This window comes from Burkholderia sp. AU39826 (assembly GCF_020419965.1).
Classification (GTDB): Bacteria; Pseudomonadota; Gammaproteobacteria; order Burkholderiales; family Burkholderiaceae; genus Burkholderia; species Burkholderia semiarida.
The window spans coordinates 77,487-104,424 of record NZ_JAIZQG010000007.1; the positions used below are offsets into that span (position 1 = coordinate 77,487).

The 26,938-nt window shown below is 68.3% G+C and carries 28 protein-coding genes and 2 tRNA genes; 17 read left to right on the top strand and 13 right to left on the bottom strand.

Annotated elements, in window-relative coordinates; all coding sequences use genetic code 11:
- Positions 1-16: 16 nt before the first annotated feature.
- The 5 genes from rmuC to pncB all read right to left on the bottom strand — a co-directional run bounded on the left by rmuC (position 17) and on the right by pncB (position 5,983).
- Entirely contained in the window at positions 17-1,492 is a 1,476-nt protein-coding gene (gene rmuC / locus LGM42_RS15510) for a DNA recombination protein RmuC (RefSeq protein ID WP_226232618.1), read from the bottom strand.
- On the bottom strand, positions 1,489-2,478 hold the full coding sequence (locus LGM42_RS15515; protein WP_059638337.1) for a 2-hydroxyacid dehydrogenase: 990 nt from the start codon (positions 2,476-2,478) through the stop codon (positions 1,489-1,491). Before LGM42_RS15515 ends, rmuC begins: the two co-directional genes overlap by 4 nt.
- An 81-nt stretch (positions 2,479-2,559) precedes the next feature.
- Positions 2,560-3,990 (bottom strand): sodium:proton antiporter, encoded by a 1,431-nt coding sequence (locus tag LGM42_RS15520; RefSeq protein ID WP_226232619.1) that lies wholly within the window; start codon positions 3,988-3,990, stop codon positions 2,560-2,562.
- 43 nt (positions 3,991-4,033) lie between these two features.
- Positions 4,034-4,696, bottom strand: a complete 663-nt coding sequence (locus LGM42_RS15525) for a LutC/YkgG family protein (RefSeq protein WP_226232620.1) — start codon at positions 4,694-4,696, stop codon at positions 4,034-4,036.
- A gap of 87 nt (positions 4,697-4,783) precedes the next feature.
- The gene (gene pncB / locus LGM42_RS15530) at positions 4,784-5,983 is read right to left on the bottom strand and encodes a nicotinate phosphoribosyltransferase (protein WP_059836733.1); all 1,200 of its coding nucleotides are present in this window, start codon (positions 5,981-5,983) and stop codon (positions 4,784-4,786) included.
- A 279-nt stretch (positions 5,984-6,262) separates the two neighbouring features.
- Here pncB and fdxA point away from each other — a divergent pair, with 279 nt between their 5' ends.
- The 8 genes from fdxA (at position 6,263) to LGM42_RS15570 (ending at position 10,683) form a co-directional block, all read left to right on the top strand.
- On the top strand, positions 6,263-6,586 hold the full coding sequence (fdxA, locus tag LGM42_RS15535; RefSeq protein ID WP_011544919.1) for a ferredoxin FdxA: 324 nt from the start codon (positions 6,263-6,265) through the stop codon (positions 6,584-6,586).
- Positions 6,587-6,688: 102 nt separating this feature from the next.
- Positions 6,689-6,764 (top strand) — tRNA-Asn (locus tag LGM42_RS15540).
- A gap of 72 nt (positions 6,765-6,836) precedes the next feature.
- A tRNA-Asn gene (locus LGM42_RS15545) sits at positions 6,837-6,912 on the top strand.
- Between the two features lie 130 nt (positions 6,913-7,042).
- Entirely contained in the window at positions 7,043-7,528 is a 486-nt protein-coding gene (locus tag LGM42_RS15550) for a CreA family protein (protein WP_059574027.1), read from the top strand.
- Between the two features lie 61 nt (positions 7,529-7,589).
- Positions 7,590-8,516, top strand: coding sequence for an AraC family transcriptional regulator (locus tag LGM42_RS15555; RefSeq protein ID WP_226232621.1), 927 nt, complete (start codon positions 7,590-7,592; stop codon positions 8,514-8,516).
- A gap of 127 nt (positions 8,517-8,643) precedes the next feature.
- Positions 8,644-9,411, top strand: coding sequence for an AzlC family ABC transporter permease (locus LGM42_RS15560; RefSeq protein ID WP_226232622.1), 768 nt, complete (start codon positions 8,644-8,646; stop codon positions 9,409-9,411).
- A complete protein-coding gene (locus LGM42_RS15565) occupies positions 9,408-9,746 on the top strand; it encodes an AzlD domain-containing protein (protein WP_059574030.1) in 339 nt (112 codons plus the stop codon). The genes LGM42_RS15560 and LGM42_RS15565 overlap by 4 nt, the downstream gene beginning before the upstream one ends.
- 160 nt (positions 9,747-9,906) lie before the next feature.
- Positions 9,907-10,683 carry a DUF4088 family protein gene (locus tag LGM42_RS15570; protein ID WP_059574031.1) on the top strand — a complete coding sequence of 259 codons (777 nt, stop codon included), beginning with the start codon at positions 9,907-9,909 and terminating at the stop codon, positions 10,681-10,683.
- A 132-nt stretch (positions 10,684-10,815) separates the two neighbouring features.
- On the opposite strand, the gene LGM42_RS15575 is transcribed toward LGM42_RS15570, so the two are convergent.
- Complete coding sequence (locus LGM42_RS15575) at positions 10,816-11,223, bottom strand: hypothetical protein (protein WP_226232623.1); 408 nt, start codon at positions 11,221-11,223, stop codon at positions 10,816-10,818.
- A gap of 268 nt (positions 11,224-11,491) precedes the next feature.
- Between LGM42_RS15575 and LGM42_RS15580 the strand changes: the two genes are divergently transcribed.
- From LGM42_RS15580 to fumC, 3 genes are all read left to right on the top strand, one after another.
- Positions 11,492-11,710 carry an RNA-binding S4 domain-containing protein gene (locus LGM42_RS15580; RefSeq protein WP_006486208.1) on the top strand — a complete coding sequence of 73 codons (219 nt, stop codon included), beginning with the start codon at positions 11,492-11,494 and terminating at the stop codon, positions 11,708-11,710.
- A gap of 137 nt (positions 11,711-11,847) precedes the next feature.
- Positions 11,848-13,236, top strand: a complete 1,389-nt coding sequence (norM, locus tag LGM42_RS15585; protein WP_059574033.1) for a multidrug efflux MATE transporter NorM — start codon at positions 11,848-11,850, stop codon at positions 13,234-13,236.
- 184 nt (positions 13,237-13,420) lie between these two features.
- The gene (gene fumC / locus LGM42_RS15590) at positions 13,421-14,815 is read left to right on the top strand and encodes a class II fumarate hydratase (protein ID WP_059574034.1); all 1,395 of its coding nucleotides are present in this window, start codon (positions 13,421-13,423) and stop codon (positions 14,813-14,815) included.
- 46 nt (positions 14,816-14,861) lie between these two features.
- Here the strand turns inward: fumC and LGM42_RS15595 are convergent, their stop codons facing one another.
- Together LGM42_RS15595 and LGM42_RS15600 are read right to left on the bottom strand one after the other, a co-directional pair.
- A complete protein-coding gene (locus LGM42_RS15595; protein WP_023475851.1) occupies positions 14,862-15,374 on the bottom strand; it encodes an acyl-CoA thioesterase in 513 nt (170 codons plus the stop codon).
- A 164-nt stretch (positions 15,375-15,538) separates the two neighbouring features.
- Positions 15,539-15,679, bottom strand: coding sequence for a hypothetical protein (locus tag LGM42_RS15600; protein WP_226232624.1), 141 nt, complete (start codon positions 15,677-15,679; stop codon positions 15,539-15,541).
- A gap of 187 nt (positions 15,680-15,866) precedes the next feature.
- Here LGM42_RS15600 and LGM42_RS15605 point away from each other — a divergent pair, with 187 nt between their 5' ends.
- Entirely contained in the window at positions 15,867-16,574 is a 708-nt protein-coding gene (locus tag LGM42_RS15605) for an ArsR/SmtB family transcription factor (protein WP_059638245.1), read from the top strand.
- 162 nt (positions 16,575-16,736) lie between these two features.
- Positions 16,737-19,286: a DUF6600 domain-containing protein gene (locus tag LGM42_RS15610; RefSeq protein WP_226232625.1), complete on the top strand. Its 2,550-nt coding sequence runs from the start codon at positions 16,737-16,739 to the stop codon at positions 19,284-19,286.
- Between the two features lie 97 nt (positions 19,287-19,383).
- Here LGM42_RS15610 and LGM42_RS15615 read toward each other — a convergent pair whose 3' ends face one another.
- Genes LGM42_RS15615 through LGM42_RS15625 form a run of 3 tightly spaced genes read right to left on the bottom strand, consistent with a single transcriptional unit; the run spans position 19,384 to position 22,091 of the window.
- Positions 19,384-20,355: a thymidylate synthase gene (locus tag LGM42_RS15615; RefSeq protein WP_059574036.1), complete on the bottom strand. Its 972-nt coding sequence runs from the start codon at positions 20,353-20,355 to the stop codon at positions 19,384-19,386.
- A 42-nt stretch (positions 20,356-20,397) separates the two neighbouring features.
- The gene (locus LGM42_RS15620) at positions 20,398-21,795 is read right to left on the bottom strand and encodes a sigma-54 dependent transcriptional regulator (protein ID WP_060313194.1); all 1,398 of its coding nucleotides are present in this window, start codon (positions 21,793-21,795) and stop codon (positions 20,398-20,400) included.
- On the bottom strand, positions 21,771-22,091 hold the full coding sequence (locus tag LGM42_RS15625; protein WP_185716486.1) for a hypothetical protein: 321 nt from the start codon (positions 22,089-22,091) through the stop codon (positions 21,771-21,773). Before LGM42_RS15625 ends, LGM42_RS15620 begins: the two co-directional genes overlap by 25 nt.
- Before the next feature lie 310 nt (positions 22,092-22,401).
- Here LGM42_RS15625 and LGM42_RS15630 point away from each other — a divergent pair, with 310 nt between their 5' ends.
- Together LGM42_RS15630 and LGM42_RS15635 are read left to right on the top strand one after the other, a co-directional pair.
- Positions 22,402-22,614, top strand: a complete 213-nt coding sequence (locus LGM42_RS15630; RefSeq protein WP_226093723.1) for a hypothetical protein — start codon at positions 22,402-22,404, stop codon at positions 22,612-22,614.
- Positions 22,615-22,901: 287 nt separating this feature from the next.
- Positions 22,902-23,402 (top strand): dihydrofolate reductase, encoded by a 501-nt coding sequence (locus tag LGM42_RS15635; protein ID WP_226232626.1) that lies wholly within the window; start codon positions 22,902-22,904, stop codon positions 23,400-23,402.
- Positions 23,403-23,486: 84 nt separating this feature from the next.
- Here the strand turns inward: LGM42_RS15635 and pmbA are convergent, their stop codons facing one another.
- A complete protein-coding gene (pmbA, locus tag LGM42_RS15640; protein ID WP_059574040.1) occupies positions 23,487-24,857 on the bottom strand; it encodes a metalloprotease PmbA in 1,371 nt (456 codons plus the stop codon).
- 127 nt (positions 24,858-24,984) lie between these two features.
- Here pmbA and yjgA point away from each other — a divergent pair, with 127 nt between their 5' ends.
- Positions 24,985-25,587 (top strand): ribosome biogenesis factor YjgA, encoded by a 603-nt coding sequence (gene yjgA / locus LGM42_RS15645; protein WP_319001453.1) that lies wholly within the window; start codon positions 24,985-24,987, stop codon positions 25,585-25,587.
- The gene (gene mog / locus LGM42_RS15650) at positions 25,571-26,179 is read left to right on the top strand and encodes a molybdopterin adenylyltransferase (RefSeq protein ID WP_226232628.1); all 609 of its coding nucleotides are present in this window, start codon (positions 25,571-25,573) and stop codon (positions 26,177-26,179) included. Before yjgA ends, mog begins: the two co-directional genes overlap by 17 nt.
- A 33-nt stretch (positions 26,180-26,212) precedes the next feature.
- Here mog and orn read toward each other — a convergent pair whose 3' ends face one another.
- Positions 26,213-26,833 carry an oligoribonuclease gene (gene orn / locus LGM42_RS15655; RefSeq protein ID WP_040143720.1) on the bottom strand — a complete coding sequence of 207 codons (621 nt, stop codon included), beginning with the start codon at positions 26,831-26,833 and terminating at the stop codon, positions 26,213-26,215.
- Between the last annotated feature and the right edge of the window lie 105 nt (positions 26,834-26,938).

Sequence of the window (26,938 nt, forward strand, 5' to 3'; positions counted from 1 at the left end):
CTATCGACGACGTGCGTCACGCGTCGTCCGCATCGGCGCCGTCGGCCCCTTCCGCGCCGAGCAGCCCGGCCGCCGTCTCTCCCGGCAGCGCCTCGACCTGCTTCAGCTTGCGGCTCATCACACGCGTGCGCTGCTCGGCGGACTCGATCGAGCGCGTGACCGTTTCGAGCTGCGCCTTCGTGCGCGCGAGCACGTCTCCGAACTTGCCGAACTCGGTCTTGACCGCGCCGAGCACCTGCCATACCTCGCTCGAGCGCTGCTCGATCGCGAGCGTGCGGAACCCCATCTGCAGGCTGTTCAGCAATGCGGTCAGCGTGGTCGGCCCGGCGACCGTCACGCGATAGTCGCGCTGCAGCAGGTCGGTCAGCCCCGGGCGGCGCAGGATCTCCGCATAGAGCCCCTCGGTCGGCAGGAACAGCAGCGCGAAATCGGTCGTGTGCGGCGGCGCGACGTACTTCTCGGCGATCGTGCGCGCCTCCATCCGCACCCGCGCCTCGAGCGCACGCGCCGCTTCCTCGACGGCCACCGCGTCGGCACGCTCCTGCGCGTCGATCAGCCGCTCGTAGTCTTCGCGCGGGAATTTCGCGTCGATCGGCAGCCACACCGGCGGCGCGTCGCGCGTGCCGGCTTCGCGCCCCGGCAACCGGATCGCGAATTCGACGCGCTCGGTGCTCTTCGGCACCGTCGCGACGTTCTTCGCGTACTGGTCGGGCGTGAGCATCTGTTCGAGCAGCGCCGCGAGCTGCACTTCGCCCCAGGTGCCGCGCGTCTTCACGTTGGTCAGCACCTTTTTCAGGTCGCCGACGCCGGCCGCGAGCGTCTGCATCTCGCCGAGCCCGCGATGGACCTGTTCGAGCCGGTCCGACACGAGCTTGAACGATTCGCCCAGCCGCTGCTCGAGCGTCGCGTGCAGCTTCTCGTCGACGGTGCGGCGCATCTCCTCGAGCTTCGCCGCGTTGTTCGTCTCGATTTCCTTCAGCCGCTGTTCGAGCGTCGCGCGCACCTCGCCGATGCGGCGATCGTTCGCCTCGGTCAGTTGTGTGAGCTGCCGGTGCAGCGTGTCGCCGAACAGCCGCAGCGCGCCCGTCTGTTCCTCGCGCGCCTGCTGCGCCTGCCGCTGCAGGCTCTCGCGCATCGCGTCGAACTGCTGCGCATTGCCGGCGACGAGCTTGCCGAGCTGCTGCGCGAAGCCCTCGATCTGGTTGTTCTGCACGGTCGCCACGCTCGTCAGTTGCGCGGCGAGCGTCTGCTGCAACTGGGCGAAGCTGCCGGCCAGCTCGGTACGCGAGCCGCGCGCGTTTTCGACGATCTCGCCGCGCAATTCGCGTTCGAGCCGCTCGACGGCACGCGCCTGCGCATGCGCGGCATCCTCGATCTGATCGCCGAGCACGGCCGCATCGTCGTGGCGGCCGCCGCGCACGAGCGCGACGATCGCCACCGCGAGCGCGACGGCCAGCACGACGACCGCCGCAAGCAACAACGTCATCGTCATGCGCGCGGCTTCCCGATCACGTCAGGGTTGATCGGATTCGGCGGCTGCCCCGCGCGCGGCCCCTCGCCCAGCGCGGCGATCAGGTTGTCGGCGGCGAGATTCGCCATCGCGCGGCGGGTCTTTTCGGTCGCGCTCGCGATATGCGGCGTCAGCACGACGTTCGGCACCTCGAGCAGCGCCGGATGCACGGTCGGCTCGCCTTCGTACACGTCGAGGCCCGCCGCGGCGATCGTCCCGTCGCGCAGCGCGGCGGCCAGCGCCGCATCGTCGACGATCCCGCCGCGTGCGATGTTGGTCAGCGTCGCCGTCGGTTTCATCTTCGCGAGCTCGGCCGCGCCGATCGTGTGATGGTTCTCCTTCGTATATGGCAGCACGAGCACGACATGGTCGGCGCGCGCGAGCAGCGCCTCCTTCGACACGTATTCGGCATTCAGCTCGGCCTCGATCTCGGGCGCGACCCGCGACCGGTTGTGATAGATCACCTGCATCCCGAAGCCGCGCGCACGGCGCGCGAGCGCCTGCCCGATGCGGCCCATGCCGATGACGCCGAGCGTCGAGCCGTAAATGTCGGCGCCGAGGAAACCGTCGTACGCCCACTTCTGCCAGTGACCGGCGCGCAGCCAGTGCTCGGATTCGGCGATCCGGCGCGCGGCGGCCATCATCAGCGCCCAGCCGAAATCGGCGGTCGATTCGTTCAGCACGTCAGGCGTGTTGGTGCCGAGCACGTTCGCCGCGTTGAACGCGGCCATGTCGAAGTTGTTGTAGCCGACCGCCATGTTCGCCACGACGCGCAGGCGCGGCGCCGCCGCGAGCGTCGCCGCGCCGACCGGGTCGCCGGCCGTCAGCGCGCCGTCCTTGTCGGCCAGGCGCGCGGCGAGCGCGTCGGGTGCGAGCGCGTCGCCATCGTTCCAGTCAACGTCGAAATACTGCTTGAGCCGTTCGATCACGTCCGGAAAGATCGGACGCGCGACCAGGATCTTCTGCATCGCCATCTCCGCATGCCGCGGGCCGATCGCGGCGCGCATCGCGCCGCCGGGACTGCCCGCGCTTGGTTGAAAGTCGTCAGGTTACGCCGGGAAGAAAATCAGCGACGTCAGCAGGAACACGGGCACCAGGATAACGAGCGCCCAGCCGAGGTACGCGAAGAAGCTCGGCATCTTCACGCCGCGCGATTCGGCGATCGCCTTCACCATGAAGTTCGGCGCGTTGCCGATGTAACTGTTCGCGCCCATGAACACCGCACCGGCGGAAATCGCGGCGAGCGTCGACGCACCGGCCGTCATCAGCGTCTGCGCGTCGCCGCCCGCGAGGTTGAAGAACACGAGATAGGTCGGCGCGTTGTCGAGGAACGACGACAGGATGCCTGTCGCCCAGAAGTACATCGCGTCGATCGGCTTGCCGTCGGCCCCCGTGACGAGATGGACGATCTGCGCGAACGCGCCGTCCGCGCCCGCGCGCAGGATCACGATCACCGGCGCGATCGTCACGAAGATGCCCGCGAACAGCTTCGCGACCTCCTCGATCGGTGCCCAGTTGAACGCGTTGCCTTCACGTGCGGAACGCGGCGTCAGCGCGAGCGACGCGAGCGTCACCACCACGAGCGCGACGTCGCGCACGAGATTCTGCAGCGCGACGTGCGTACCCCACACGTCGAACGCGATGCCCGGCTTCCATACGCCGCTCATCAGCACGAGTGCGATCACGGCCGCCAGCAGCACGAAGTTGATCTTGCCGTCGATCGACAGCGCCGCGCCGTCGGGCGTCGGATCGAGCGCGGCCGGCCGCTCCTCGCCGCCCTTCCGATAGAAGTACGTATCGAGCGCGAAGAACAGCGTCAGCAGCACCACGCAGATGAACAGCATCGGCAGCGCGAGATGCGTGGTCGTCCAGAAAAAGCTCACACCGTTCAGGAAGCCAAGGAACAGCGGCGGATCGCCGAGCGGCGACAGCGAGCCGCCCGCGTTCGCGACGAGGAAGATGAAGAAGATCACCACGTGCACGACGTGCTTGCGGTTGTCGTTGGCGCGCAGCAGCGGCCGGATCAGCAGCATCGCGGCGCCCGTCGTGCCCATCACGCTCGCGAGCAGCGTGCCGAGCGCGAGGATCGCCGTATTCAGCTTCGGCGAGCCATGCAGGTTGCCGTTCACGCAGATGCCGCCCGCGACCGTGTAGAGCGCGGTGAGCAGCACGATGAACGGAATGTATTCCTCGAGCAGCGCATGCACGAGCGTGCCGAACGCGGCGCCGGCGCCGAACGCGACGGCGAACGGCGCGAGGAACACGATCGCCCAGCCGGCTGCGATCTTGCCGAAGTGGTGATGCCAGAACACGGGGGCGACGAGCGGGAACAGCGCGATGGACAGCAGGATCCCGGCGAACGGGATGCCCCAGAGCGCGGACAGCGTGGCTCCGTCGAGCGTGGCGGCCGATGCGAGCGCGGGCGCGGCGCCAAGCGCGATTCCCGACGCCATGCCCGCCCAGGCGGCATGTCGTTTCATGCAGAACTTCCTTGTTCGAGTAGCGGTGGATGCGGCGGGTGCGTCATGCGCCCCGTACGACGATCGCGTGCACGCGGTACGGGCCGTGCGCGCCCAGAATGATCGTTTGCTCGATGTCGCCCGTGCGCGACGGGCCCGACACGAAATTGACCGCACGCGGCAGCTCGCCGCGCTCCGCGCGAATCAGCGCGAACGCGTCTTCATGACCGGCGACGATGCGCGACGCCGGCACGATCGCGATGTGGGTTTCCGGGAGCAGGCCGGCCGATGCATAAGTGTCGGGGCCGGACAGCAACACCAGCGACCCCGTTTCGGCGGTCGCGCAAAAGCAGCCGGTCAAGCCGACGAGATCGCCGTCGCGCGGCTTGCGGCACTCGACCGACAGGCCGGCGCCGGCCCAGTCGAAATCGGCCAGCGTGCGCCATGCGACGGCCTGCGTCGGCAGACCATGAGCGGCAAGATAACGGGCGGCGGCGGCAGGCACGTCGGCCAGCGTCGCGACTTCGTCGACCGTGGTCGACAGGCGTGCCGCCTCGTCGACGAAAGCGGCGACGAGATCGGCCGGCACCGGCGGGCGCGGGCCCTGCGGATGACGGGCGAGATAGTCGGCGACGCCGTCGCGCTCCGCTGCATCGGGTTCGGCCGCGCGCCCCTGCGCCGCGCGAATGCGCGCGAGGATCTGGCGACGGGCAGCGGAAGTGTCCATGAACGGTCCTCGTGACGTTGGCGTGCAATACGTCGGATTATACCGGCCGCCCCTGCCGCGACGCACCTTCGGCCGAACGGCCAAAGCCTACTTCGACGCGTCTTCCTCGACCGGCTGCGCGATGCCGAAGACCTGCCGCAGGTACGCGAGATACGCCTTGTCGTCGCACATGCTCTTGCCAGGCGAATCGGACAGCTTCGCGACCGGCTGGCCGTTGCAGCGGACCATCTTGATGACGATCTGCAGCGGCACGTAGCCGAGATCGTTGGTGAGGTTGGTGCCGACGCCGAACGCGAGCTTGCAGCGGCCGCGGAACCGTTCGTACAGCTGCATGACCTTCGGAATGTCGAGCGCGTCGGAGAACACGAGCACCTTGGTGCGCGGGTCGCATCGGTTCGCCTCGTAATGGCGCAGCATCCGCTCGCCCCAGTCGAACGGATCGCCCGAATCGTGGCGCGCGCCGTCGAACAGCTTGCAGAAGTACATGTCGAAGTCGTTCAGGAACGCGTCCATGCCGTAGACGTCCGACAGCGCGATACCGAGATCGCCGCGATATTCCTTCGCCCACATCTCGAAGCCGTAGATCTGCGAATCGCGCAGCCGCGGGCCCAGCGCCTGGCACGCCTGCAGGTATTCGTGCGCCATCGTGCCGAGCGGCGTGATGTCGTGCTTCATCGCGTACAGCACGTTGCTCGTGCCCGCGAACTGCGGGCCGAGCCCGTCGCGCAGCGTGAGCGCGACTTCCTCGTGCCAGACCTTCGAGAAGCGCCGGCGCGTGCCGTAGTCGGCGATCTTGCAGTCGGCGAATTCGGGCTTCGCGCCCAGCAGCTTGATCTTCTCGCGCAGCCGCTCGCGGCCTTCGCGATAGTCGGGCTCGCGCTGCGTGTTGCGGAAATAGACTTCGTTGACGATCGCGAGCACCGGAATCTCGAACAGGATCGTATGCAGCCACGGGCCCTCGATCACGATGTCGATCTCGCCGTTGCCCTTCGGCGACGGCGTGATCGAGATGTACTTCTCGTTCAGGTGGAACAGCGCGAGGAAATCGACGAAGTCGCTCTTGATGAAGCGCATCCGCCGCAGGTAGTCGAGTTCGACGTCGGAAAAGCGCAGCGAGCACAGGCCGCGCACCTCGTCGCGAATCTCGTCGATGTACGGGACGAGATCGACGCCGGGCGTGCGGCACCGGAAACGGTATTCGACGTTTGCGGCGGGGAAGTGATGCAGGACGACCTGCATCATCGTGAACTTGTAGAGATCCGTGTCGAGCAGCGAAGTGATGATCATGATGACGGCAGCGCCAATATCGTGACCGGCCCCGGCGCACCGCGCGCCGCCCGGTCTGTCGGTCATGTTACCCGAATGCGTGCCGGACCATCGCGAAACCGCCCCGCCGGCTCGCGCTTCGCGCCGCCGGTGCGTGTGTCCGCGTTGCGCACCCCATAAACTAATCACGAAACGATATAAGCCGGATAGCCGACCACGACATGCGGGTTTTGCGCTTCAGTTACAATGCCGCTTTTGGCGCAAACGCCACCCCATATACCGCCAAGCAGGAGCGTTTTAATGACTCACGTTGTGACCGAAGGCTGCATCAAGTGCAAATACACGGATTGCGTGGATGTGTGCCCGGTGGATTGCTTCCGTGAAGGTCCCAACTTTCTCGCCATCGATCCGGACGAGTGCATCGACTGCGCCGTGTGCGTCGCCGAATGCCCGACCAATGCGATCTATGCCGAAGAAGACGTTCCGGGCGACCAGCAGCAGTTCACCGAGCTGAACGCCGAGCTGGCGAAGAACTGGCCGTCGATCACGAAGACCAAGCCGGCGCCCGCCGACGCGGACGAGTGGAAGGACGTGCAGGACAAGCTGCACCTGCTCGAGCGCTGATCGCGCGGCGGCCGCAAAAAATTTTTATGTGTCGCGGCTCCAAAGTATTGACAGGTTAGCGGACACTCCATACAATCTCGTTTCTCTGCTGTTGTTGTTTGTTCCCCGATAGCTCAGTCGGTAGAGCGCCGGACTGTTAATCCGTAGGTCCCTGGTTCGAGCCCAGGTCGGGGAGCCAAAAACGCAAAGGCCCGTTGAAAGTGGACGGGTTTTTTGTTGAAAAGCACGACACGCAGATATACCGATTTATTCCCCGATAGCTCAGTCGGTAGAGCGCCGGACTGTTAATCCGTAGGTCCCTGGTTCGAGCCCAGGTCGGGGAGCCAAATAGCGAAAGGCCCGTCATTCGACGGGCCTTTTGTTTTTCCGGCCACCGTTCCGTCTTTCTGCTTTTCGTGGCCCGGCCATGCGCATGCTAGAGTCTCTGTCCCGCATTCGCATCCTCCGGTTCCGTCGATGAAGCATCGCCTCCTCCGTTTCGCCCCCGTCGCCCTCCTGCTCTCCGCCTTCGCCGCCGCACCGCTCGCGCACGCGGAGGAAGTCGGCAGCGTCAACACCCATTTCCGCGTCACGGGGTCCGACCGCGTGGTCGTCGAGGCCTATGACGATCCGGTCGTGAACGGCGTGACCTGCTACGTGTCGCGCGCCCGCACCGGCGGCATCAAGGGTACGCTCGGCGTCGCCGAGGATCCGAGCGAAGCGTCGATCGCGTGCCGGCAGGTCGGCCCGATCAGCTTCAAGGAGCCGCTCAAGCAGCAGGCCGACGTGTTCAGCGAACGCATGTCGTTCATCTTCAAGACGCTGCACGTCGTGCGCGTGGTCGACAAGAAACGCAACACGATCGTCTACCTGACCTACAGCGACCGTATCGTCAGCGGCAGCCCGAAGAACGCCGTCACCGCGGTGCCGATGCCGGCCGGCACGACGATTCCGCTCAAGTAAGCCCGCACCCGCCGGGCGCGCGAGCGATACACTGTCGGTTCGACCGCTCCCGCGCCCGATCATGCCCGCCACCCGCCTTCCCGATTCCGCACGCTACTGGCGCACGCCGCTCGTGCCGGACGCGGATCTGCTCACGGCCACCTACCGCGATCACGCGTTCGCGCCCCACTGGCACGACGCGTACACGATCCCGGTGATTCTCGAAGGCGCGGAACGCTTCACCTATCGCGGCACCGGTTATGTCGCCGAGACAGGCACCGTGCCCGTGATCAATCCCGGCGAAGTGCATACGGGCTCGCGTGCCGCCGACGAAGGCTGGTGCTATCGCGTCAGCTACATGCCGGTCGAATTCATCCGCGAACTCGCGAGTGCGATCGCGGGCCGCCCGCACGATGCACCGTGGTTCGCCCCCGGCGTGATTCGCGACGCCGATCTCGCGGCGCGGCTCACGCGGGCGCACCGGATGCTGGAAGCCGGCAGCGAGCGCGCGCTGTCGTCGCATGCGCATGCGCGTGCGCCCGGGCAGCCGGTAGACGATCCGGCGGCCGGCGATCCGGCGGCCGGCGTGCCGCGCCCGTACGATCCGCTCGCCGCCGAAACGGCAATGCTCGACGCGCTGTCGACGCTGATCGCGCGCCACGCCGACGCGCGGCCGCGACCGGCGCCGCTCGCGGCCGACGAACCGCGCGTCGACGCGATGCGCGAGCGGCTCGCCGCCGATCTGACGAGCACGGTGACGCTCGACGATGTCGCACAGGCAGCCGGCCTGTCACCGTTTCACGCGGCGCGCCTGTTCACGCGCACGACCGGCATGCCGCCGCATGCGTGGCGCAACCAGTTGAGGCTGCAGCGTGCGCTGGCGCCGCTGCGCGCGGGCGTGCCGGTCGCCGATGTCGCGGCGGCCAGCGGCTTCGTCGACCAGAGCCACTTCACGCGGCATTTCAAACGGATGTTCGGCGTGCCGCCCGGGCGCTGGCAGGCAAGCTGACGCGCGGCTTCCCGCAGCCGGCCACCACGCTGCAACTCGCTCCGGCCCTCGCTCGGGCACCGGCCCCGCTTCGGCGAGCGCAAGAACATACAAGCCGGCCCGCCAGCGGCCCGCTATCCTCCCGCTCATGGAGGAGCGCTTCTTGAACAAGACACCCGCATCGCCCCCGCGCCGCCCGCTCAACGAATGGCTCGACGGCGCGCGCGACACGATTCCGATGATGATCGGCGCCGCACCGTTCGGCGTGATTTTCGGCACGCTCGTCGGCGCCGGCCCGCTCGCCGCATGGCACGGCGCGCTGATGTCGCTCGCCGTGTTCGCGGGCTCCGCGCAGTTCATCGCACTCGGCCTGATCGCCGGCAGCGCGAGCTTCGTCGTGGTGCTTGCCACGACGCTGATCGTGAACCTGCGCCACCTGCTGTACAGCGCGACGCTCGCGCCCTATGTCGCGCACCTGCCGCTGCGCTGGCGCGCGACGCTCGGCGCGCTGATGACCGACGAAGTGTTCGCGGTCGCCTACGGGCACTACCGGCACCACCCGCCCGGCACGATCGGCCCCCACTACTTCTTCGGCTCCGGGCTCGCGATGTACCTGAACTGGCAGGTCTGGACGCTCGCGGGCATCGGCTTCGGCACGGCGTTCCCCGGCCTGCAGTCGCTCGGCCTCGATTTCGCGATGGCGGCGACGTTCATCGCGATCGTCGTCCCGCAGCTCGGCACGCTGCGCTATTTCGCGGCGGCCGCCACGGCCGGCACGCTCGCGTACTTCTGGCAGGGCTGGCCGTACAAGCTCGGGCTGCTCGGCGCGGTCGCCGCCGGTGTCGCGATCGGCGTCGTGCTCACGCTGCGGCACGATCGCACGCGCGCCGGCTCTCGCCCGGAGGCCGCATCGTGAGCTACGCGCTGTTGATCCTCGGCATGGCCGTCATCACGTACGCGATCCGCTCGACGCTGTTCCTGTTCGGCGAGCGGCTGACGTTCCCGCCGCTCGTGCGCACCGCGCTCGGCTTCGTGCCGGTCACCGTGCTGACCGCGATCATCGTGCCGATGACCGTCTCGCCGCATGGCGGCACGGCCGAACTGACGTGGCGGAATCCGCAGCTCGTCGGCGCGCTCGCGGCCGTACTCGTGTCGGCCGCGACCCGCCGCCCGCTCGTGACGATCGCCGTCGGGCTCGGCGTGTTCTTCCTGTGGCAAGGGGTCGTCCTCCCGCACTGGCCGCCGGCCTGAGCGCACGCTCCACCGTGCGCGCTCAAGTTTCCGCCCGGCGCGCCGATATAGGAGAGGAAGACCCGCCACCGGCCCCGGCGCGCACCGGTCAGTCGACGCTGCGCCCGCTCCGGTGCGCCGTGCCGGCGCCGGCTTGCGCGGGCCGCCATCGAGACGATTCATGGGCCAGATCACCCTTTCCCTCAAGGACGACACGCTCGAGTCCCTGCGCAAGGACTACGACGCGTTCGTGCGCGTGTCGCTGAAACTCGACCCGCAATTCGCGACGCCGTCGTTCGAGGATTTCCTGCGCGCGAAGCTGCTCGACAACATGGTGCCGCTGACCGAGCACGCCGTGCAGCGAATGCTGCAGGGCGGCCAGTACGCGTGGGCCAAGCGCACGCTCGACAAGGAATTCCCGGACGTCGTCGCGATCCTGATGCGGCAGGCCGGCGAATTCGGCTTCGGCTTCGCGTCGCGCTCCGAATGGACGCCCGACGAACTCGCGAAGGCGTGCCGCGACTGGGCGAAGGCGATCGTCGCCGAAGCGCAGGGCGACGCGTCGCTAATCGACCCGCTCGCGTCGCAGATCAAGGGCGCGGCGCAGGACATCCAGACGCTCGAGGAACTGATGCAGACGCCTGCGTGGCGGCTCGCGGAATCGCTGCGGCAGCGGATCTACGAGGCCAAGCTCGCGTGCGAGATGAGCGTCGGCAGCACCGCGCGCGACAAGCTCGGCGAACTGCGCGGGCTGCTGCGGCTCGGGCTCGCGCACGGTTCGTTCCAGAAGCAGGAAGCGCAGCAGATCATGGAATACCTGCGGCTGCTGAAGCCGGAGATCTTCGTCGAGGAACCGTACGACGTCTTCGCGCGGCTCGCCGCGTGGCTGCGCAGCGTGTTCACGCCTGCCGCGGTGCGGCCGGCCCAGGGGCAGGGGCAAGGCCAGCGCCGGCCGTAAGCGCGTCCCGCCGACCGTCTTACTTACCCAACGAAAACGGCCCGGCTCGCGCGAAGCGAACCGGGCCGCCGGACGATCGCCCGTCGCGACGCGTCGTCCGAAGGCGAGCAGCGCGACGGCGCCGCGCACCGCTTACTGCGTGGTGCCCTGGGCCGATGCACCGCCCTGCGTGCCGACCGATGCACCGCCCTCGGTCGCGTCGTCGGCCTTCGCCTTCGCCTTGGCCGAACCCGCATGGCTCTTGGCCGACTTCGCCGCATGCTTCGTGTGCTTCTTGGTCGAATGGACCGCCGACGACGTCGTGTCCTTCGCGCCATCGGCTGCCGCGCCGACCGCATCGGTCGCACCGGTCGTCGCATTGCCCGACGCGTTCGCGCCGGCACCACCCTGCATGCCTGCACCGGCACCTGCCGCCGGCGTCTGCGCCTGCACGCCGGCACCGGCCGCGCCTTGCGTGGTCGTGCCCGTCTGGGCGAATGCGGCCGAAGTGGCGAACGCCGTCAGCGCGGCACCGATCAGCATCGTACGAATCTTGGACATGGCAATTCTCCTCAAGAAGTTGTGCGCCCGGACCACGGCGATGCGGTCCGTTGCATGCCCCACCGCAACACGCGGCAGGTACGACAGAAGACCGGCGGCCCGCGCAGCCGGTTCGCGAATCTCTCAGACTGTTACCCACCGTTTCATTTGCTGACGAATCGCTCACAGTCCTTTACATCCGCCGGCGACCACCCCGCGCTCGCGTGCCGACGCGCGGTGCCGTATGATGCGGAGCGTTTCCTTCCGCGCGTTGCGCACCTTCCTCGTCATGCCCAATCTGGATTTCACGCTGACCGGCGAATACGTCGAGTTGCACAACCTGCTCAAGATCACCGGCCTCGCGGACAGCGGCGGCACCGCGAAGCTGATCGTCGCGTCCGGCGCCGTGAAGGTCGACGGCGCGGTCGAGCTTCGCAAGACCTGCAAGATCCGCGCGGGCCAGGTCGTGCTGCTCGGCGACACGCGCATCGCGGTACGCGAAGCGTAGCGACCGCGGCGGTTCCCCTGCCCGTGACATGGCCATCGGCGCACGCGTTCGACACGGTACGCATAAAGCCGTAAGCTAGCCGTCTCTCAAAATAAATACACAGAGCGCGGGCCCGCACCCGCGCGAGCGCCCATTCCATGTCGCATTCCGGTCTCACGCGGACGGCCGCCGCGCCGCCGTCCTTGTCCAGTCATGCCGCCGATACCGCGCGCCTCGCCGCGCCCCTCGCGATCGCGCAACTTTCCCAGATGGCGATGAGCGTCACCGACACGGTGCTGCTCGGTTCGCTCGGCCCCGATTCGCTCGCGGCGGGCGGGCTCGGCGCGAACTTCTTCTTCGTGATCGTGACGATCCTGCAAGGCGTGCTGTCGTCGGTCAGCGTGAGCGTCGCGCATGCGCGCGGCGCGCAGGCCGAGGACCGCGTGCCGCACATCTACTGGACCGGCTTCGCGCTGTCCGTGCTGCTCGCGATTCCGGCCATCGTCGCGCTGTCGCTCGCCGAACCGATCCTGCTGATGTTCCACGAGCCGCCGCTGCTCGCGCATCACGTCGGCGAATACACGGGCATCCTGCGCTTCGCGGCGCTCGGCAGCCTGATCGGCGTCGGGCTGATGCGCGCGTTCCTGCCGGCGATCGGCGCCGCGCGGCGGCTGCTGTGGGTGTCGATCGGCGGCGTCGGCGTCAACGGCGTGCTGAACTACGGGCTGATCCACGGCGCATTCGGGCTGCCGCGCCTGGGCTTTCTCGGCTCGGCCGTCGCGACGACGATCACGATCTGGCTCACCGCGCTCGCGCTGATCTGGCTGCTGCACGGCCGGCAGCGCTTTCGCCATTTCGTGACCGCCGCGCGCCCGAAGCTGCCCGTGATGGGCGAGCTGATCGGCATCGGCTGGCCGGTCGCGATCACGTATGGCGTCGAATCGACGCTCTTTCTCGCCACCGGCCTCACGGTCGGCGTGCTGGGCGCGACGTCGCTCGCCGCGCACCAGATCGCGCTGAACGTCGCGTCGGTGTCGTTCATGGTGCCGCTCGCGATCGGCCAGGCGGCGAACGTGCGCGTCGGCTACTGGGTCGGCGCGGGCTCGCCCGTCGCCGCGCGGCACGCGGGCTTCGTCGCGCTCGCGCTCGGCGTCGGCTTCATGTCGCTGTCGGGCCTCGTGATGATCGTCGCGCCGCATACGATCGTCGGCCTGTACCTGCACCTCGACGATCCGGCCAATGCGGCGACGGTATCGCTCGCCGCGTCGCTGCTCGGCATCGCCGCGGTGTTCCAGATCGTCGACGGGATGCAGACCGTCGCGTCGGGTGCGCTGCGCGGCCTGAAGGACACGCGCATCCCGATGCTCGCCGCGACCTTCGGCTACTGGGGCATCGGCTTCCCGACCGGCTACTGGTTCGCGTTCCACGCCGGCCTGGGCGCGCGCGGCCTGTGGTGGGGGCTCGCGGCCGGCCTCGCGAGCGTCGCCGCGCTGATGGCCTGGCGCTTTCACCGCAAGACCACCTCGCTCATCGCGGCGGCGCGCTAGCGCCTGTTTGCGCGCGCAACGCGCCCTGGGCGCGACACGACACGAAATCGCGGCCGGCGCTATCCTTGTCGGCTGAGCACCTCGAGACGCCGCGCAAGCGGCGCGACTGCCTCACGATACGTCTGATTACGTCTGACGCCGCGCGACGACGCGCGGCCTTTCCCCTTTCCAGGAGGAGTGCATCATGAACGAAGCAGTTCGGATGGAACGCGACACGTTCGGCGAGATCGCCGTGCCGGCCGACCGGCTCTGGGGCGCGCAGACCGAGCGCTCGCTGCAGAATTTCCGGATCTCGACGGAGAAGCAGTCGCCCGAGCTGATCCACGCGCTCGCGATCGTCAAGCGCGCCGCGGCGGCCGTCAACCAGTCGCTCGGCGTGCTCGCCGACGACAAGGCACACGCGATCATCGCGGCCGCCGACGAGATCATCGCCGGCAAGCATCCGCGCGAATTCCCGCTCGCGGTGTGGCAGACGGGCTCCGGCACGCAGACCAACATGAACCTCAACGAGGTGATCGCGAACCGCGCGAGCGAGCTGATGGGCGGCGAGCGCGGCGAGGCGCGCAAGGTTCATCCGAACGACGACGTGAACCGCGGCCAGTCGTCGAACGACGTGTTCCCGACCGCGATGCACATCGCGGCCGCGTATGCGATCGTCAACCACCTGCTGCCGGCGCTGCGCACGCTGCGCGCGACGCTCGACGCGAAGTCGAAGGCATTCGCCGACATCGTGAAGATCGGCCGCACGCACCTGCAGGACGCGACGCCGCTCACGCTCGGCCAGGAGTTCTCCGGCTACGTCGCGCAGCTCGACCAGGGCATCCGTCACGTCGAATCGGCGCTGCCGCACCTGTACGAGCTCGCGCTCGGCGGCACCGCGGTCGGCACGGGGCTGAACGCGCATCCGGCGTTCGCGGTGCGCGTGGCCGACGAGATCGGCCGTCTGACGAAGCTGCCGTTCGTGACCGCGCCGAGCAAGTTCGAGGTGATGGCGGCCGCCGACGCGCTGGTGTTCGCGCACGGCGCGCTGAAGACGGTCGCGGCGAGCCTGATGAAGATCGCGAACGACGTGCGCTGGCTCGCGAGCGGGCCGCGCTGCGGGCTGGGCGAGCTATCGATTCCGGAAAACGAGCCGGGCAGCTCGATCATGCCGGGCAAGGTGAATCCGACGCAGTCGGAAGCCGTGACGATGCTGTGCTGCCAGGTGTTCGGCAACGACGTCGCGGTCAACGTCGGCGGCGCGAGCGGCAATTTCGAGCTGAACGTGTTCCGGCCGATGATCGCGCACAACGTGCTGCAGTCGGTGCGGCTGCTCGCCGACGGCGCGCAGAGCTTCAACGATCACTGCGCGGTGGGCATCGAGCCGAACCGTTCGCGGATCGACCTGCTGCTGAACGAATCGCTGATGCTCGTGACGGCGCTCAATCCGCACATCGGCTACGACAAGTCCGCGCAGATCGCGAAGAAGGCGCACAAGGAAGGCACGACGCTGAAGGCGGCCGCGCTCGCGCTCGGCTACCTGACGGAAGCGGAATTCGATGCCTGGGTACGCCCCGAGCAGATGATCGGGACGCGGTAACGGCGGAACGACGGGCGCGGCGCGACGAGCGCGGCGCCCGCGGCACTCAGACGGTGCCCTTCGCGACTTCTTCCGGCTTCATCTCGACGATCTTGTCGAGCGCGGCCCGCACGTCGGCCGCATATTTCGCCAGTACCCGCTGCTCGTCGGTTTCCGGCACGAACGGCGGTACCGGCACCGGGTTGCCGTTCTCGTCGACCGCGACGAACACGACGAGGCAATCGGTCGTCTGACGCAACACGCCGCCCTTCGGATCGCCGGCGTGCACCGACACATGGATGTGCATGCTGGTACGGCCCGTCGCGACGACGCGCGCCTTCAGCTCGACCAGATTGCCGACCAGGATCGGACGCTGGAAGCGGATGTTGCCGACGCTGACCGTCACGCAATAGCGGCTCGACCAGACCGCCGCGCACGCATACGCGACTTCGTCGATCCACTTCATCAGCGCGCCGCCATGCACCTTGCCGCCGAAGTTCACGGACGAAGGCTCGGCAAGGAAGCGGAATACGGTTTCGGTGCGGTCGAGTGCGGCCGGCACGGGGGACGGTTGGGGCATTGTTCTGGCTCCAGGCGGCAGGGGCGCTGTGATCGGGCCATTATACGTTGCACCGCGGCAATGCGTCGCGGCGAGCCCCGTGTGGCGGGGCTGCGGCGGCCATACCGACGAGAGCTGTTCACGCCAATAACGGGCTTGCGCTGGCCCGAGCCGAACGGCACCGGTCACCGGCGCACGGTGATGCCCTGGTCGATCGTCCCGTACATCTCGATACTGCCGCCGCGCGCTCCGGTCGCGCCCGCGCCACCGGGCCCACAGGCCGCGCAAAGGAGCGCGGCCGCCAACACACAGAAAATCGTCTTCATCGTCGCATCGCGTCACATGCGGCGGCCCGTTGCCGCCGCGTCCGGCCATTCTACGCGTGCCCTGCAACCGCCCGCGGCCGGTCCGCGCAGCGGCGCCGCCGCTGCGCTCGACATTTCATCCGAAAACGAAACATCGAATGCGGGCACCGACTACACTGCCCCTCATCCCGCTCGACGAGACACGACGATGACCGATCAAGACGACCACCATTTTCCAGGCCTCAGCCGCATCGGCGCGCTGCTCGCCGATCCCGGCCGCGCCGCGATGCTGTGGGTGCTGATGGACGGCAGCGCGCGCCCGGCCGGCGAACTGACGATGATCGCGGGGCTGTCGCCGTCCGCGGCCAGCGCGCACCTCGCGCGTCTGACCGAAGGCGGCCTGCTGGCCCTCGACGTGCGCGGCCGGCATCGCTACTACCGCATTGCATCGGCCGACATCGCGGCCTCGCTCGAAGCGATGGCCAACGTCGCCCGCGCGGCCGCGCCGCATCGCCCGGTTCCGCCGCCGTCGCGCGCGGTCCCGGCCGAACTGCGCTATGCACGCACCTGCTACGACCACATGGCCGGCGAACTCGCGGTGCGCATCTTCGACGGCCTCACCGCGCGCGGCTGGCTGCTCGCAAACGGCGACGCGATCGAGACCACCGAGCTCGGCACGCAGGCGCTCGCGCAATGGGGCATCGACGTCGCGCAGCAGCGCACGCGCCGGCGCCGCTTCGCGTGCGGCTGCCTCGACTGGAGCGAGCGGCGCTCGCACCTCGGCGGCGCGCTCGGCGCGGCGCTGCTCGATAGCTTCTGTTCACATGGCTGGATCGAGCGTGCTGCCCGGCCGCGCGTGCTGCGCGTCACGGTGCGCGGGCAGCAGGTTTTCGATGCGTGGCTTACGTCCGCTTGACGCCGGCATTGCAACTGCACGACAACGGCGCGCGATGGAGAGGTTTTGTTACATCGCGTGCCACTCGACTTACAAAACACCGTGCCTTGAAACAGGCCAAGCGGATATTGTGAACTCGACGGCACGAATCGGCGCGCCGCCATCACGACAATGACGCTCACCATGGCCACCCTGTTCACGCTCAAGCGCACCGCCCGCTGCACGCTGCTCGCGTTCGTCGCGCTTGCGGCGCTGCCGCCCGCCTTCGCGCAATCGGTCGACGCGCCGCCGAATATGGCCGCGGCACGGCAACCGGGCGGCGATCCGCCCGGCCGCGTCGCGCGGCTCAATTACCTGTCGGGCGCCGTGACGACCGAACCGGCCGGCACCGATACGTGGTCGTATGCGGCGGTCAACCGGCCGCTGACGACCGGCGACCAGCTCTGGAACGATGCCGGCGCGCGTTCGGAACTGCACGTCGGCTCGACCGCGGTGCGGCTCGGCGAATCGACGAGCCTGTCGGTGCTGAACCTCGACGACACGACGACGCAGTTGAAAGTGGGGCTCGGCACCGTGTCGACGCACGTGCGCGATCTGCCGGCCGGCGGATCGTACGAAATCGACACGCCGAATCTCGCGCTCGGCATCACGGGCCCGGGCGACTACCGCGTCGATGTCGCGCCGAACGGCGCGAGCACGACGGTGACGGTGCGCAGCGGCAGCGCGACCGTCTACGGCAGCAACGGACAGTATCCGCTGTCGCCCGGCCAACAGGTCGTGTTCACGGGCACCGACCTGCAGGTCGCGCAGCAATCGGCCGCACCGGCCCCCGACGCGCTCGACCAGTGGGCCGCCAGCCGCGACGCGGCCGAAGCGCGCTCGGTGTCGGCCCGGTACGTGTCCCGCGACATTCCGGGCTACCAGGATCTCGACGCGAACGGCACATGGCGCGAAACCCCGAATTACGGCGCGGTATGGGTGCCGAACAACACGCCGGCCGACTGGGCGCCGTATCACGACGGTCACTGGATCTGGCAGGCGCCGTGGGGCTGGACCTGGGTCGACGACGCGCCGTGGGGCTTCGCGCCCTATCACTACGGCCGCTGGGCGTACGTCGACGACAGTTGGGCATGGGTGCCCGGCCCGATGGTCGTCAGCCAGCCGCCAGTCTACGCGCCGGCACTCGTCGCGTTCGTGGGCGGCGGTGGCGGCGGCGGTTCCGACTGGAGCGTCGCGCTCACGGTCGGCGGCGTGGCCGCGGCCGGCTGCGCATGGTTCGCGCTCGGCCCGGGCGAGGCGTGGCATCCGGGCTGGGGCGGCTGGAGCCCGCACTACTACGACCGCGTCAACCGCAACATCGTGGTGAACAACGTCAACGTGAACAAGACCGTGAACGTGACGAACATCACCAATATCACCAACATCAACAAGACGTACGTGAACTTGCGCGCGCCGCACGCGATCACGGCCGTGCCGGCCGCCGCGTTCGTGCACGGCCAGCCGGTCGCGCACTTCGCGCAGCCCGTCGATCCGCGGCAATGGCGCAACGCGCACGTGATGCCGGGCACGCCCGGCATCGCGCCGGTGCGCCAGAGTTTCACCGGCGGGCTGCGCAATGCCGGCTACCGCCCGCCGGCGGCGATCGCGCAGCACCCGTTCGTGGCGACGCGCAATCCGGCCGTGCCGGCCGCGTATCGCGACCAGGCCGCCGCTCACCTCGCGCAGCAGGGCGGGCGCGTACCGGGGGCCGGTGCGCCCGTCGTGAAGACGAACGTACCGGCCGACTATACGGCTCGCCCGGTCCGCGTGCCGGGCAAGCCGGGCGGCGGCGCATGGGCGATGCACAACGTGCAGCTCGTGAATCCGCACGGCCCGGTCGTGCAGCCGGCCCGCGCGCCGCGCGAAGGCCAGCCGGCCGACGTGCGGGCCGGACAGCCGGGCGCACCGGCGCCGGGCATGCCGAATGTCGCGCGGCCGGCGAACGGCGAAGCGCCCAACGCACCGCGTTTCGCCAACGGCGGCACGCGGCAGGCGCCCGGCAATCCGATCCCGCATCAGGCGTTCGCGCCCGGCAATGGCGTCCCGCATCCGCCGGGCGCGAACGACGTTCCGGCGCGGACGGGCGATACGCACGCACCCAACGCGCCGTCGCCCGTGTGGATGCAGCCGCACACGCCGATGGCGCATCAGCGCCCTGCTCCGGCTGCCGCGCTACACGCGGCGGGACAGAACGCGCTGCCGCCCGTGCGCAGCGCGGCGCTCCCGCATCCGGACGGCGTGCCGGCTCCGCAGGGTGGGCAATCCGGTGGGCGCAACGAAGCGCCTCGCGCGCTGCCGCAACCGCAGTCCGACCATACCGCGCAGATTCCGCAACCGCATCCGCGCCCCGATTTCCCGACGCCGGCCCGGCATGCGCAGCCGCAACCGGAGCGGGCCGCCCCCGCGCCACAACCGCGCCCGGACTTCGCTCAACCGGCGCCCCGTCGCGAAGTCGCGCCGCCGCACGTAAACGAGTACCGCCCGCCGGCGCCCGCGGTGCACGACATGCCGCGTTCGCAGCCGCAGGCGCCGCGCATGGAGCCGCGGCCACAACCGGCGCCCCGCATGGAACCGCGCCCGTCGATGCCCGCCCCCCGGATGGAAGCACGCCCGCAGCCGGCGCCGCACGTCGAGGCGCCGCGCCCGAGCAGCCCGCCGCCGCAGGGCGGCCACGAAGAGCGGCATCGCCAGTAAGTGCCGCGGACATGAAACAAAAGGCTCGACCGGCTGATACCGGTCGAGCCTTTTTGCGGCGTGCGGATCGATGAAACCGCGCGGCCCCGCCGCGCGATCAGACCGCCATCGGCGCGGTCAGCGGCTCATGGTGGCGATAGCCGACGAGCGAGAAATCGGACGGCTCGATCTGCTCCAGCCATTCCGGCGCATAGACGCCCGTCTTCGCGTACTCGGGCACGCGCTCGGCGATCTCGAGCCGCGGGCTTTCGTACGGGTCGCGCGTGAGCTGCCGTTGCAGCATGTCGAGCTGGTTCTCGTAGATGTGGGCGTCGCCGATGAAATACGTGAACCAGCGCGGCGTGTAGCCCGTCAGCCGGCCGACGAGCGACAGCAGCGCGGCGCCTTCGGTCAGGTTGAACGGCGTGCCGAGGCCGACGTCGTTACTGCGGATGTACAGGCACAGCGAGATTTCGCGCTTCGTCGCGTTCGGCAGGAACTGGTACAGCAGATGGCATGCGGGCAGCGCGATCTGGTCGAGCACGGCCGGATTCCACGCGTGAAACAGGATACGGCGATCGGACGGGTTCTCGATGATCGTGTCCAGGCACTGGCGCAACTGGTCGATCGCCTTGTACAGCAGCACCTTCGACGTGCCGTCCTCATCGAAACGCGTGACGATCCGGAAGCCGCGGCGCGTCGCATCGGCGATCTGCGCGTCGGCGCTCGCGTCGAGCACCTTGTAGCCCGGCCACTGGCGCCATTGCACGCCGTAGACGTCGCCGAGATCGTCCACGCCCTGGCGATACGGGTTCGCGAGCCACTGCGCGTTCTCGTTCGCGTTCGCATCCCACACCTTGCAGCCGAGCGCGCGGAAATCGGCCGCGCTGCGCGATGCGCGCAGGAAGCCGACCAGCTCGCCGATCGCGGACTTGAACGCGAGCTTCTTGGTCGTCACGGCCGGGAAGCCTTGCTGCAGGTCGAAACGCAGCATCGCGCCCGGCATGCTGATGGTGCGGATGCCCGTGCGGTTCTCCTGCCAGGTGCCGGTATCGAGAATGGTACGAACGAGATCGAGATACTGTTTCATGCGGGTTCCTTCGGCCGCGAGGGGCGGCCGCACTCGCCAATTTTAGCAAGCGTGGCGCGGAAGCTCCGGCAACGGCGCCGAAAACCCTGCCAGCGTGTCGCCGCGCTCGCGCATGCCGTGCGCGCACATCAGCCGGTAGAGCGTGACGCGCGACACGCCGAGCTCCCGCGCGGCATCCGCGAAACGGCCGCGATGGCGCAGCAGCGCCTGCTCGATCGCCTGCCGTTCGGCCGCCTCGCGCGCCTCCAGCAGCGACACCGGCGCGAGCGTCGCATAGTCGCTCAGTTCGAGGTCGGTCGCGGTGATCATCCGACCTTCCGACATCACGATCGCGCGGCGCACGCGATTGATCAGCTCGCGCACGTTGCCGGGCCACGAATAGCCGTACAGCGACGCGACCGCGTCAGGGGAAAAACCGCGCAGGCGGCGATGCGCATCGCCCTTGAAGCGCTCGAGCATGTGGCGCGCGAGCACCTCGATGTCCTTGCCGCGCGCACGCAGCGGCGGCTCCTCGATCTTCAGCACGCACAGCCGATGAAACAGGTCCTCGCGGAAGCGCCCTTCGCGCAGCGCCGCTTCCATGTCCACGTGCGTCGCGCAGATCACGCGTACGTCGACCGGCACCGACACGTGCGCGCCGAGCCGCTCGATCTTGCCCTCCTGCAGGAAACGCAACAGGCTCGCCTGGCTTTCGAGCGGCAGATCGCCGATCTCGTCGAGAAACAGCGTGCCGCCGTTGGCCGCCTCGACGCGGCCGATCTTGCGCTGGTTCGCCCCGGTGAATGCGCCGCGCTCATAGCCGAACAGTTCGGCCTGCAGCAGCGTCGACGGTATCGCCCCGCAATTGATCGCGATGAACGGCGCCTGCGCGCGCGACGACCGCTCGTGAATCGCGACCGCCGTCAGCTCCTTGCCCGTGCCCGACTCGCCGGAGATGAACACCGGTGCGTCCGTCGCCGCCACACGGCGGATCGTCCTGAAGAGCCCGAGCATCGCATCGCAGGTGCCGACCATCTCGCCTTCGGTACGCCCGGCGCCGACGGGCGGCGCGACGGCATCGGTCAGTGCGACCATGCCGTGCGCATGGCCGACGGTCTCGACGATGCGCGCCGTTTCGTACGGCATCGTCACGTAGTCGAAGCAATAGTCGCGGATGAGATGGCGCAACGTCGCGTCCTGCAACTGGCCGCGCCGCGTCGCCGCGATCCAGCCGATGTGCTGGATGCTCAGGCAGGATTCGAGTTCGCGCAGATCCGATGGCTTGAAGCCCGGCGAAAAATCGAGCAGGCCGGCGGTTGCCACGCCCTGCTGCACGACGCGCCGCACGTCGCGCACGGTCTCGGCAAGATCGACGCGCCAGCCGCATTCGTCGAAATGGCCGCGCAACGCATCGTTCGGTTCGCGCGAATAGTAGATCACGTGCCGCTGATCGGCTCCCATATCCTCACCCCGTTCATCAACCGTCTAACGATTGCCGCACACGTCAGGTCGCGTGCAAAAGGATCGAATCGGGTCAGCCCAAGGTGGCTCGATTCGCCATGCCGATGCGCGGCAACGACAATGCCTCGCATGATGGCGCTTATCTTGCGTCCAGTTATTTTGATCAAACAGCGTGTTACGGGCGCAGCATACGACAAGCCCGTTTCAGCGCCGATGGCGATCCGGCCGAATCGCTCAGGAGGTCGATGCAGATCAATCATCTGCACATAGCGCATGCGCAGGAAGGGTTTCGTCATCAACACACGCGCCGATTTTCATCCTTGAAGCGGGTTGGTTGAATCAGCAATATTCCCGAGCCCCCTCGTTTCAGGCCTGAAACATTTTCAGGCGTTTTCGGCCACAATTCGCAACGCTCGCGCGCGAATCGCAATGGCGGCAATGCTCCCGGTATCGTGGCATGTATTTCGCTGAATACGGAAACGACCGGAGACAGTCACCATGCGAAAAATCCTTTTACTTTCTTTCGTGCCGACGACGCTCCTGCTTTCGGCCGCCGGTCCGCCTGCCCCCGCATGCGCGGACGAAGGCATGCGGCCGGATCGCGCGATGCTGCTTGTCGAAAATGTGCCGGTCAGGCAGCACGGCAACGGGTTCGGTATCGTGACCGTGTCGGCGCCGCAACCGCTGCCGGCGCGCCAGGCCTCCGTGACGCTGTGGGACGAGATTCCACCGCCGCCCCAGTTGCCGATGCCGGCACCGCAACCGGGCAACATGCAGCATGCGATGGGAGGCAACGCGCGAAGCAATACGCATCCCTGATCATTTTCCGTCTAAATTCAATCAGGATTGCGTATTGAACCGACGATCCGGTCGGACGGGATGCCATCGACCGGAACCGGTATCGCCGATCTCGCGACGCAAAATGTTTTGGTGCTCCGTCCCCCGGCGGGCACTCTTTTTATTCGGACGGCCGCCGTGATGCGGGCATCCCGCGTCGCGGCGCACCGCGCAACACACGCCGATGCCCACGCGGGCAGGCGGAATCCGGCGCGCGCCGCCGTTCCGGTAAAATCGGCCCATTGCATGTCCCCTCTTCCCCGACCTTCATGACGACGTTGACCCTGATCGTCGCGCGTGCCCGCAACGGCATCATCGGCCGCGACAACCAGTTGCCCTGGAAACTTCCCGAGGATCTCGCGTTCTTCAAGCGCACGACGATGGGCGCGCCGATCGTGATGGGCCGCAAGACCCACGAGTCGATCGGCCGGCCGCTGCCCGGCCGCCGCAACATCGTCGTCACGCGCGACCCCACGCGCCGTTTCGAAGGCTGCGACACGGTCACGTCGCTCGCCGACGCGCTGGCGCTCGCCGCGCGCGACGGGGTGGCCGAGGCATTCCTGATCGGCGGCGCGCAACTCTACGCGGAAGGTCTCGCGCTCGCCGACAAGCTGGTCATCACCGAGATCGATGCCGACTTCGACGGCGACGCGTCGTTCCCGGCGCCCGACGCCGCGCACTGGCGGGAAGTCTCGCGCGACGCGCATCAGGCTGCCGCGCCGAACGCGTTCGGCTATGCGTTCGTCGTCTACACACGCAAGCGCGGCTGACGCCTTCTTCCGCACGATGAAAAAACCCGACCGGCTCACGCCGGTCGGGTTTTTCGTTGACTGTCGGCCTGCGCCGCGTGCGGCTTACTGCCCGGCGATCGTCATCTGCTCGATCAGCACCGAGCCGGTTTCCTTCGTGCCGCGCACGATCGAATCCGCGCCGATCGCGACGATATGGCGGAACATCTCCTGCAGCGTGCTGGCGACGGTGATTTCCTCGACCGGATACTGGATCACGCCGTTCTCCACCCAGAAACCCGCCGCGCCGCGCGAATAGTCGCCGGTCACGTAGTTCACGCCCTGCCCCATCAGCTCGGTCAGCAGCAGGCCCGTACCGAGCTTCTTCAGCATCGCGTCGAAGTCGTCGCCCGCCTGTGTGTTCGAGCTGCGCAGCGCGAGGTTGTGCGAGCCGCCCGCGTTGCCGGTCGTTTGCGTGCCGAGCTTGCGCGCCGAATAGGTCGACAGGAAGTAGCCCTCCACGACACCGTCCTTCACGACGCTGCGCGCACGCGTGCGCACGCCCTCCTCGTCGAACGGCGCGCTGCCCATCGCGCGCGGCACGTGCGGATCCTCGACGACCTGGATATGCGGCGCGAACACCGGCTTGCCGAGGCTGTCGACGAGGAACGACGTCTTGCGGTACAGCGCGCCGCCGCTCACCGCCTGCACGAATGCGCCGAGCAGGCCGGCCGCGAGCGGCGCCTCGAACAGCACGGGCACCTTGCGCGTGTCGAGACGGCGCGCGCCCATCCGCGCGAGCGCGCGTTCGGCCGCGTAGCGGCCCACCGCTTCGGGCGCGGCGAGATCGATCGCGCTGCGCTTCGACGAATACCAGTCGTCGCGCTGCATGTGACGGCCGCTGCCCGCGATCGGTGCGCACGCAATGTAGTGGCGCGAGTACGGGTAGCCGGCGAGGAAGCCGCGCGACGTCGCGAGCACGAACTGCGAGTGCTGCGCCGACACGCTCGCGCCTTCCGAATTGCGAATCTGCGGGCTGACCGCGAACGCGGCGTCTTCCGCGCGGCGCGCCAGCTCGACGGCCTCGTCGGCGCTCAGCGCCCACGGATGGTACAGATCGAGGTCGCGCGGGTCGGTTTCGAGCAACTCGGCTTCGGCAAGGCCGGCCGCTTCGTCCTCGGCCGTGAAGCGCGCGATGTTGTAGGCGGCGGCGACGGTATCCTTGATCGCGGCCGGCGAGAAGTCCGACGTGCTCGCGTTGCCGCGCTTCTTACCGATGAACACGGTGACGCCGACCATCTTGTCGCGGTTGTGCTCGATCGTTTCGACTTCGCCGCGGCGCACCGACACCGACAGGCCGTCGCCCTCGGAGATTTCGGTCGCGGCGTCGGTCGCGCCGAGCGCCTTCGCATGGCGAAGGATGTCCGATGCAATTTCCTTGAGCTGGTCCTGCGTGTGCGGGAAATAGCGCGCTTGTACGTCGAGATTGGCTGCCATCGTCTTGGTATCCGGTGGCGGGCGGGCGCCCGCATGGTCAAAATGTTGCGTATCCCGCGATCATAGCAAGGTCCGGGGCCGCGCACAGACAAGCTTGGGGTGTCCGCGCCGCGATACAATGCGGCCCATGACACGCAAAACCCGAATCCAGCCGATCGAACCTGCCGTCGATGACGACGACCATGGCTACGATCGCCCCAGCAAATCCCAGTTGAAGCGCGAAATGCACGCGCTGCAGGAACTCGGCCAGGCGCTCGTCGACCTGCCGAAGGATGCGCTCAAGCGCATGCCGATGCCCGAGGACCTCGCGGACGCCGTGCGCGAGGCGCGCCGGATCACCGATCACGAAGGCAAGCGCCGCCAGCTCCAGTACGTCGGCCGCGTGATGCGCTCGCTGACCGACGACGAAACGGCCGCGCTGCGCACCGCGCTCGACGCGCAACGCGGCGTGAACAAGGCCGCCACCGCCCGCCTGCACTGGATCGAGCGCACGCGCGAGCAACTGCTCGCGAGCGACGACGCGCTGACCGAATTCCTGCGCCAGCACCCCGACGCCGACATCCAGGAAGGCCGCACGCTGATCCGCAACGCGCGCAAGGAAGCGCAGCAAGGCAAGCCGCCGCGCTATTTCCGCGAGCTGTTCCAATGGATCAAGGCCGCGGGCGGCGCATCCGACAGCGACGACGAAGCGGCCGACGACGCCGGAGACGACCATGACGACGAAGCGTAACCACCCGGACGAGCTCGTGGTCGGCCTCGTGTCGATCAGCGACCGCGCGAGCACGGGGGTTTACGAAGACAAGGGCATTCCGGCGCTGCAGGAATGGCTCGCCGGCACGCTGGTTTCGCCGTGGCGCGCCGAAACGCGCCTGATCCAGGACGACGCGCCGACGATCTCGGCCACGCTCGCCGAACTGGTCGACGTCGCCGGCTGCGACCTCGTGCTGACGACGGGCGGCACGGGCCCCGCGCGCCGCGACGTGACGCCGGAAGCCACGCTGGCCGTGGCGACGAAGGAAATGCCGGGATTCGGCGAACAGATGCGGCAGATCAGCCTGAATTTCGTGCCGACCGCGATCCTGTCGCGGCAGGTCGCCGTGATCCGCGAAACGGCCGACCATGCGGCGCTGATCATCAACCTGCCCGGCCAGCCGAAGTCGATCCGGGAAACGCTGGAAGGGCTGCGCGACGCCGACGGCAAATCGACCGTGCCCGGCATCTTCGCCGCGGTGCCCTACTGCATCGACCTGATCGGCGGCCCGTATGTCGAGACCGACGCCGCGGTGGTCGCGGCGTTCCGGCCGAAAAGCGCGCGGCGCTGAGCATCTGCCGCGCGCCGCACGCGCGCCGCCCGCTCAGGCGGCCGGCACGGAATCGCCTGCCGGCGCCGAGGCGGCCGGAATCAGGAAATGCTCGCGGTAGTACTTCAGCTCGTCGATCGACTCGTGGATATCGGCAAGCGCCGTGTGCATCGCCCGCTTCTGAAAACCCTTGTAGATGGCCGGCTGCCAGCGGCGGCACAGCTCCTTGAGCGTACTGACGTCGAGATTGCGGTAGTGGAAGAACCGCTCGAATTCGGGCATCCAGCGCGCCATGAAGCGGCGGTCCTGGCAAATCGAGTTGCCGCACATCGGCGACTTGCCCGGCGACACGTACTGCGCGAGGAACGCCTGCAGTTGCGCGGCGGCTTCCGCCTCGGTCACGGTCGATGCGCGCACGCGGTCGATCAGCCCCGAACGGCCGTGCGTCGACTTGTTCCAGTCGTCCATCTTCGCGAGCGTCTCGTCGCTCTGGTGGATCGCGAACACCGGGCCCTCGACCGCGATGTCGAGCGTGGAATTGGTCACGACGACCGCGATCTCGATGATGCGGTCGTTATCCGGGTCGAGGCCCGTCATTTCCATGTCGAGCCAGACGAGGTTCAACTCGTTGCGCACGAGCGCGGGCTGGCTGGCGGAAGCGGCGGTATCGGTCATGATTCATCCTGGAAAATGGCGGACCGGGCGCGCCGATGCGGCGCCGCCCGGGCGGCCGGCATCGCGTGAGCGGGGCCGGTCCGCAAGAACATATAATTCTCGCAT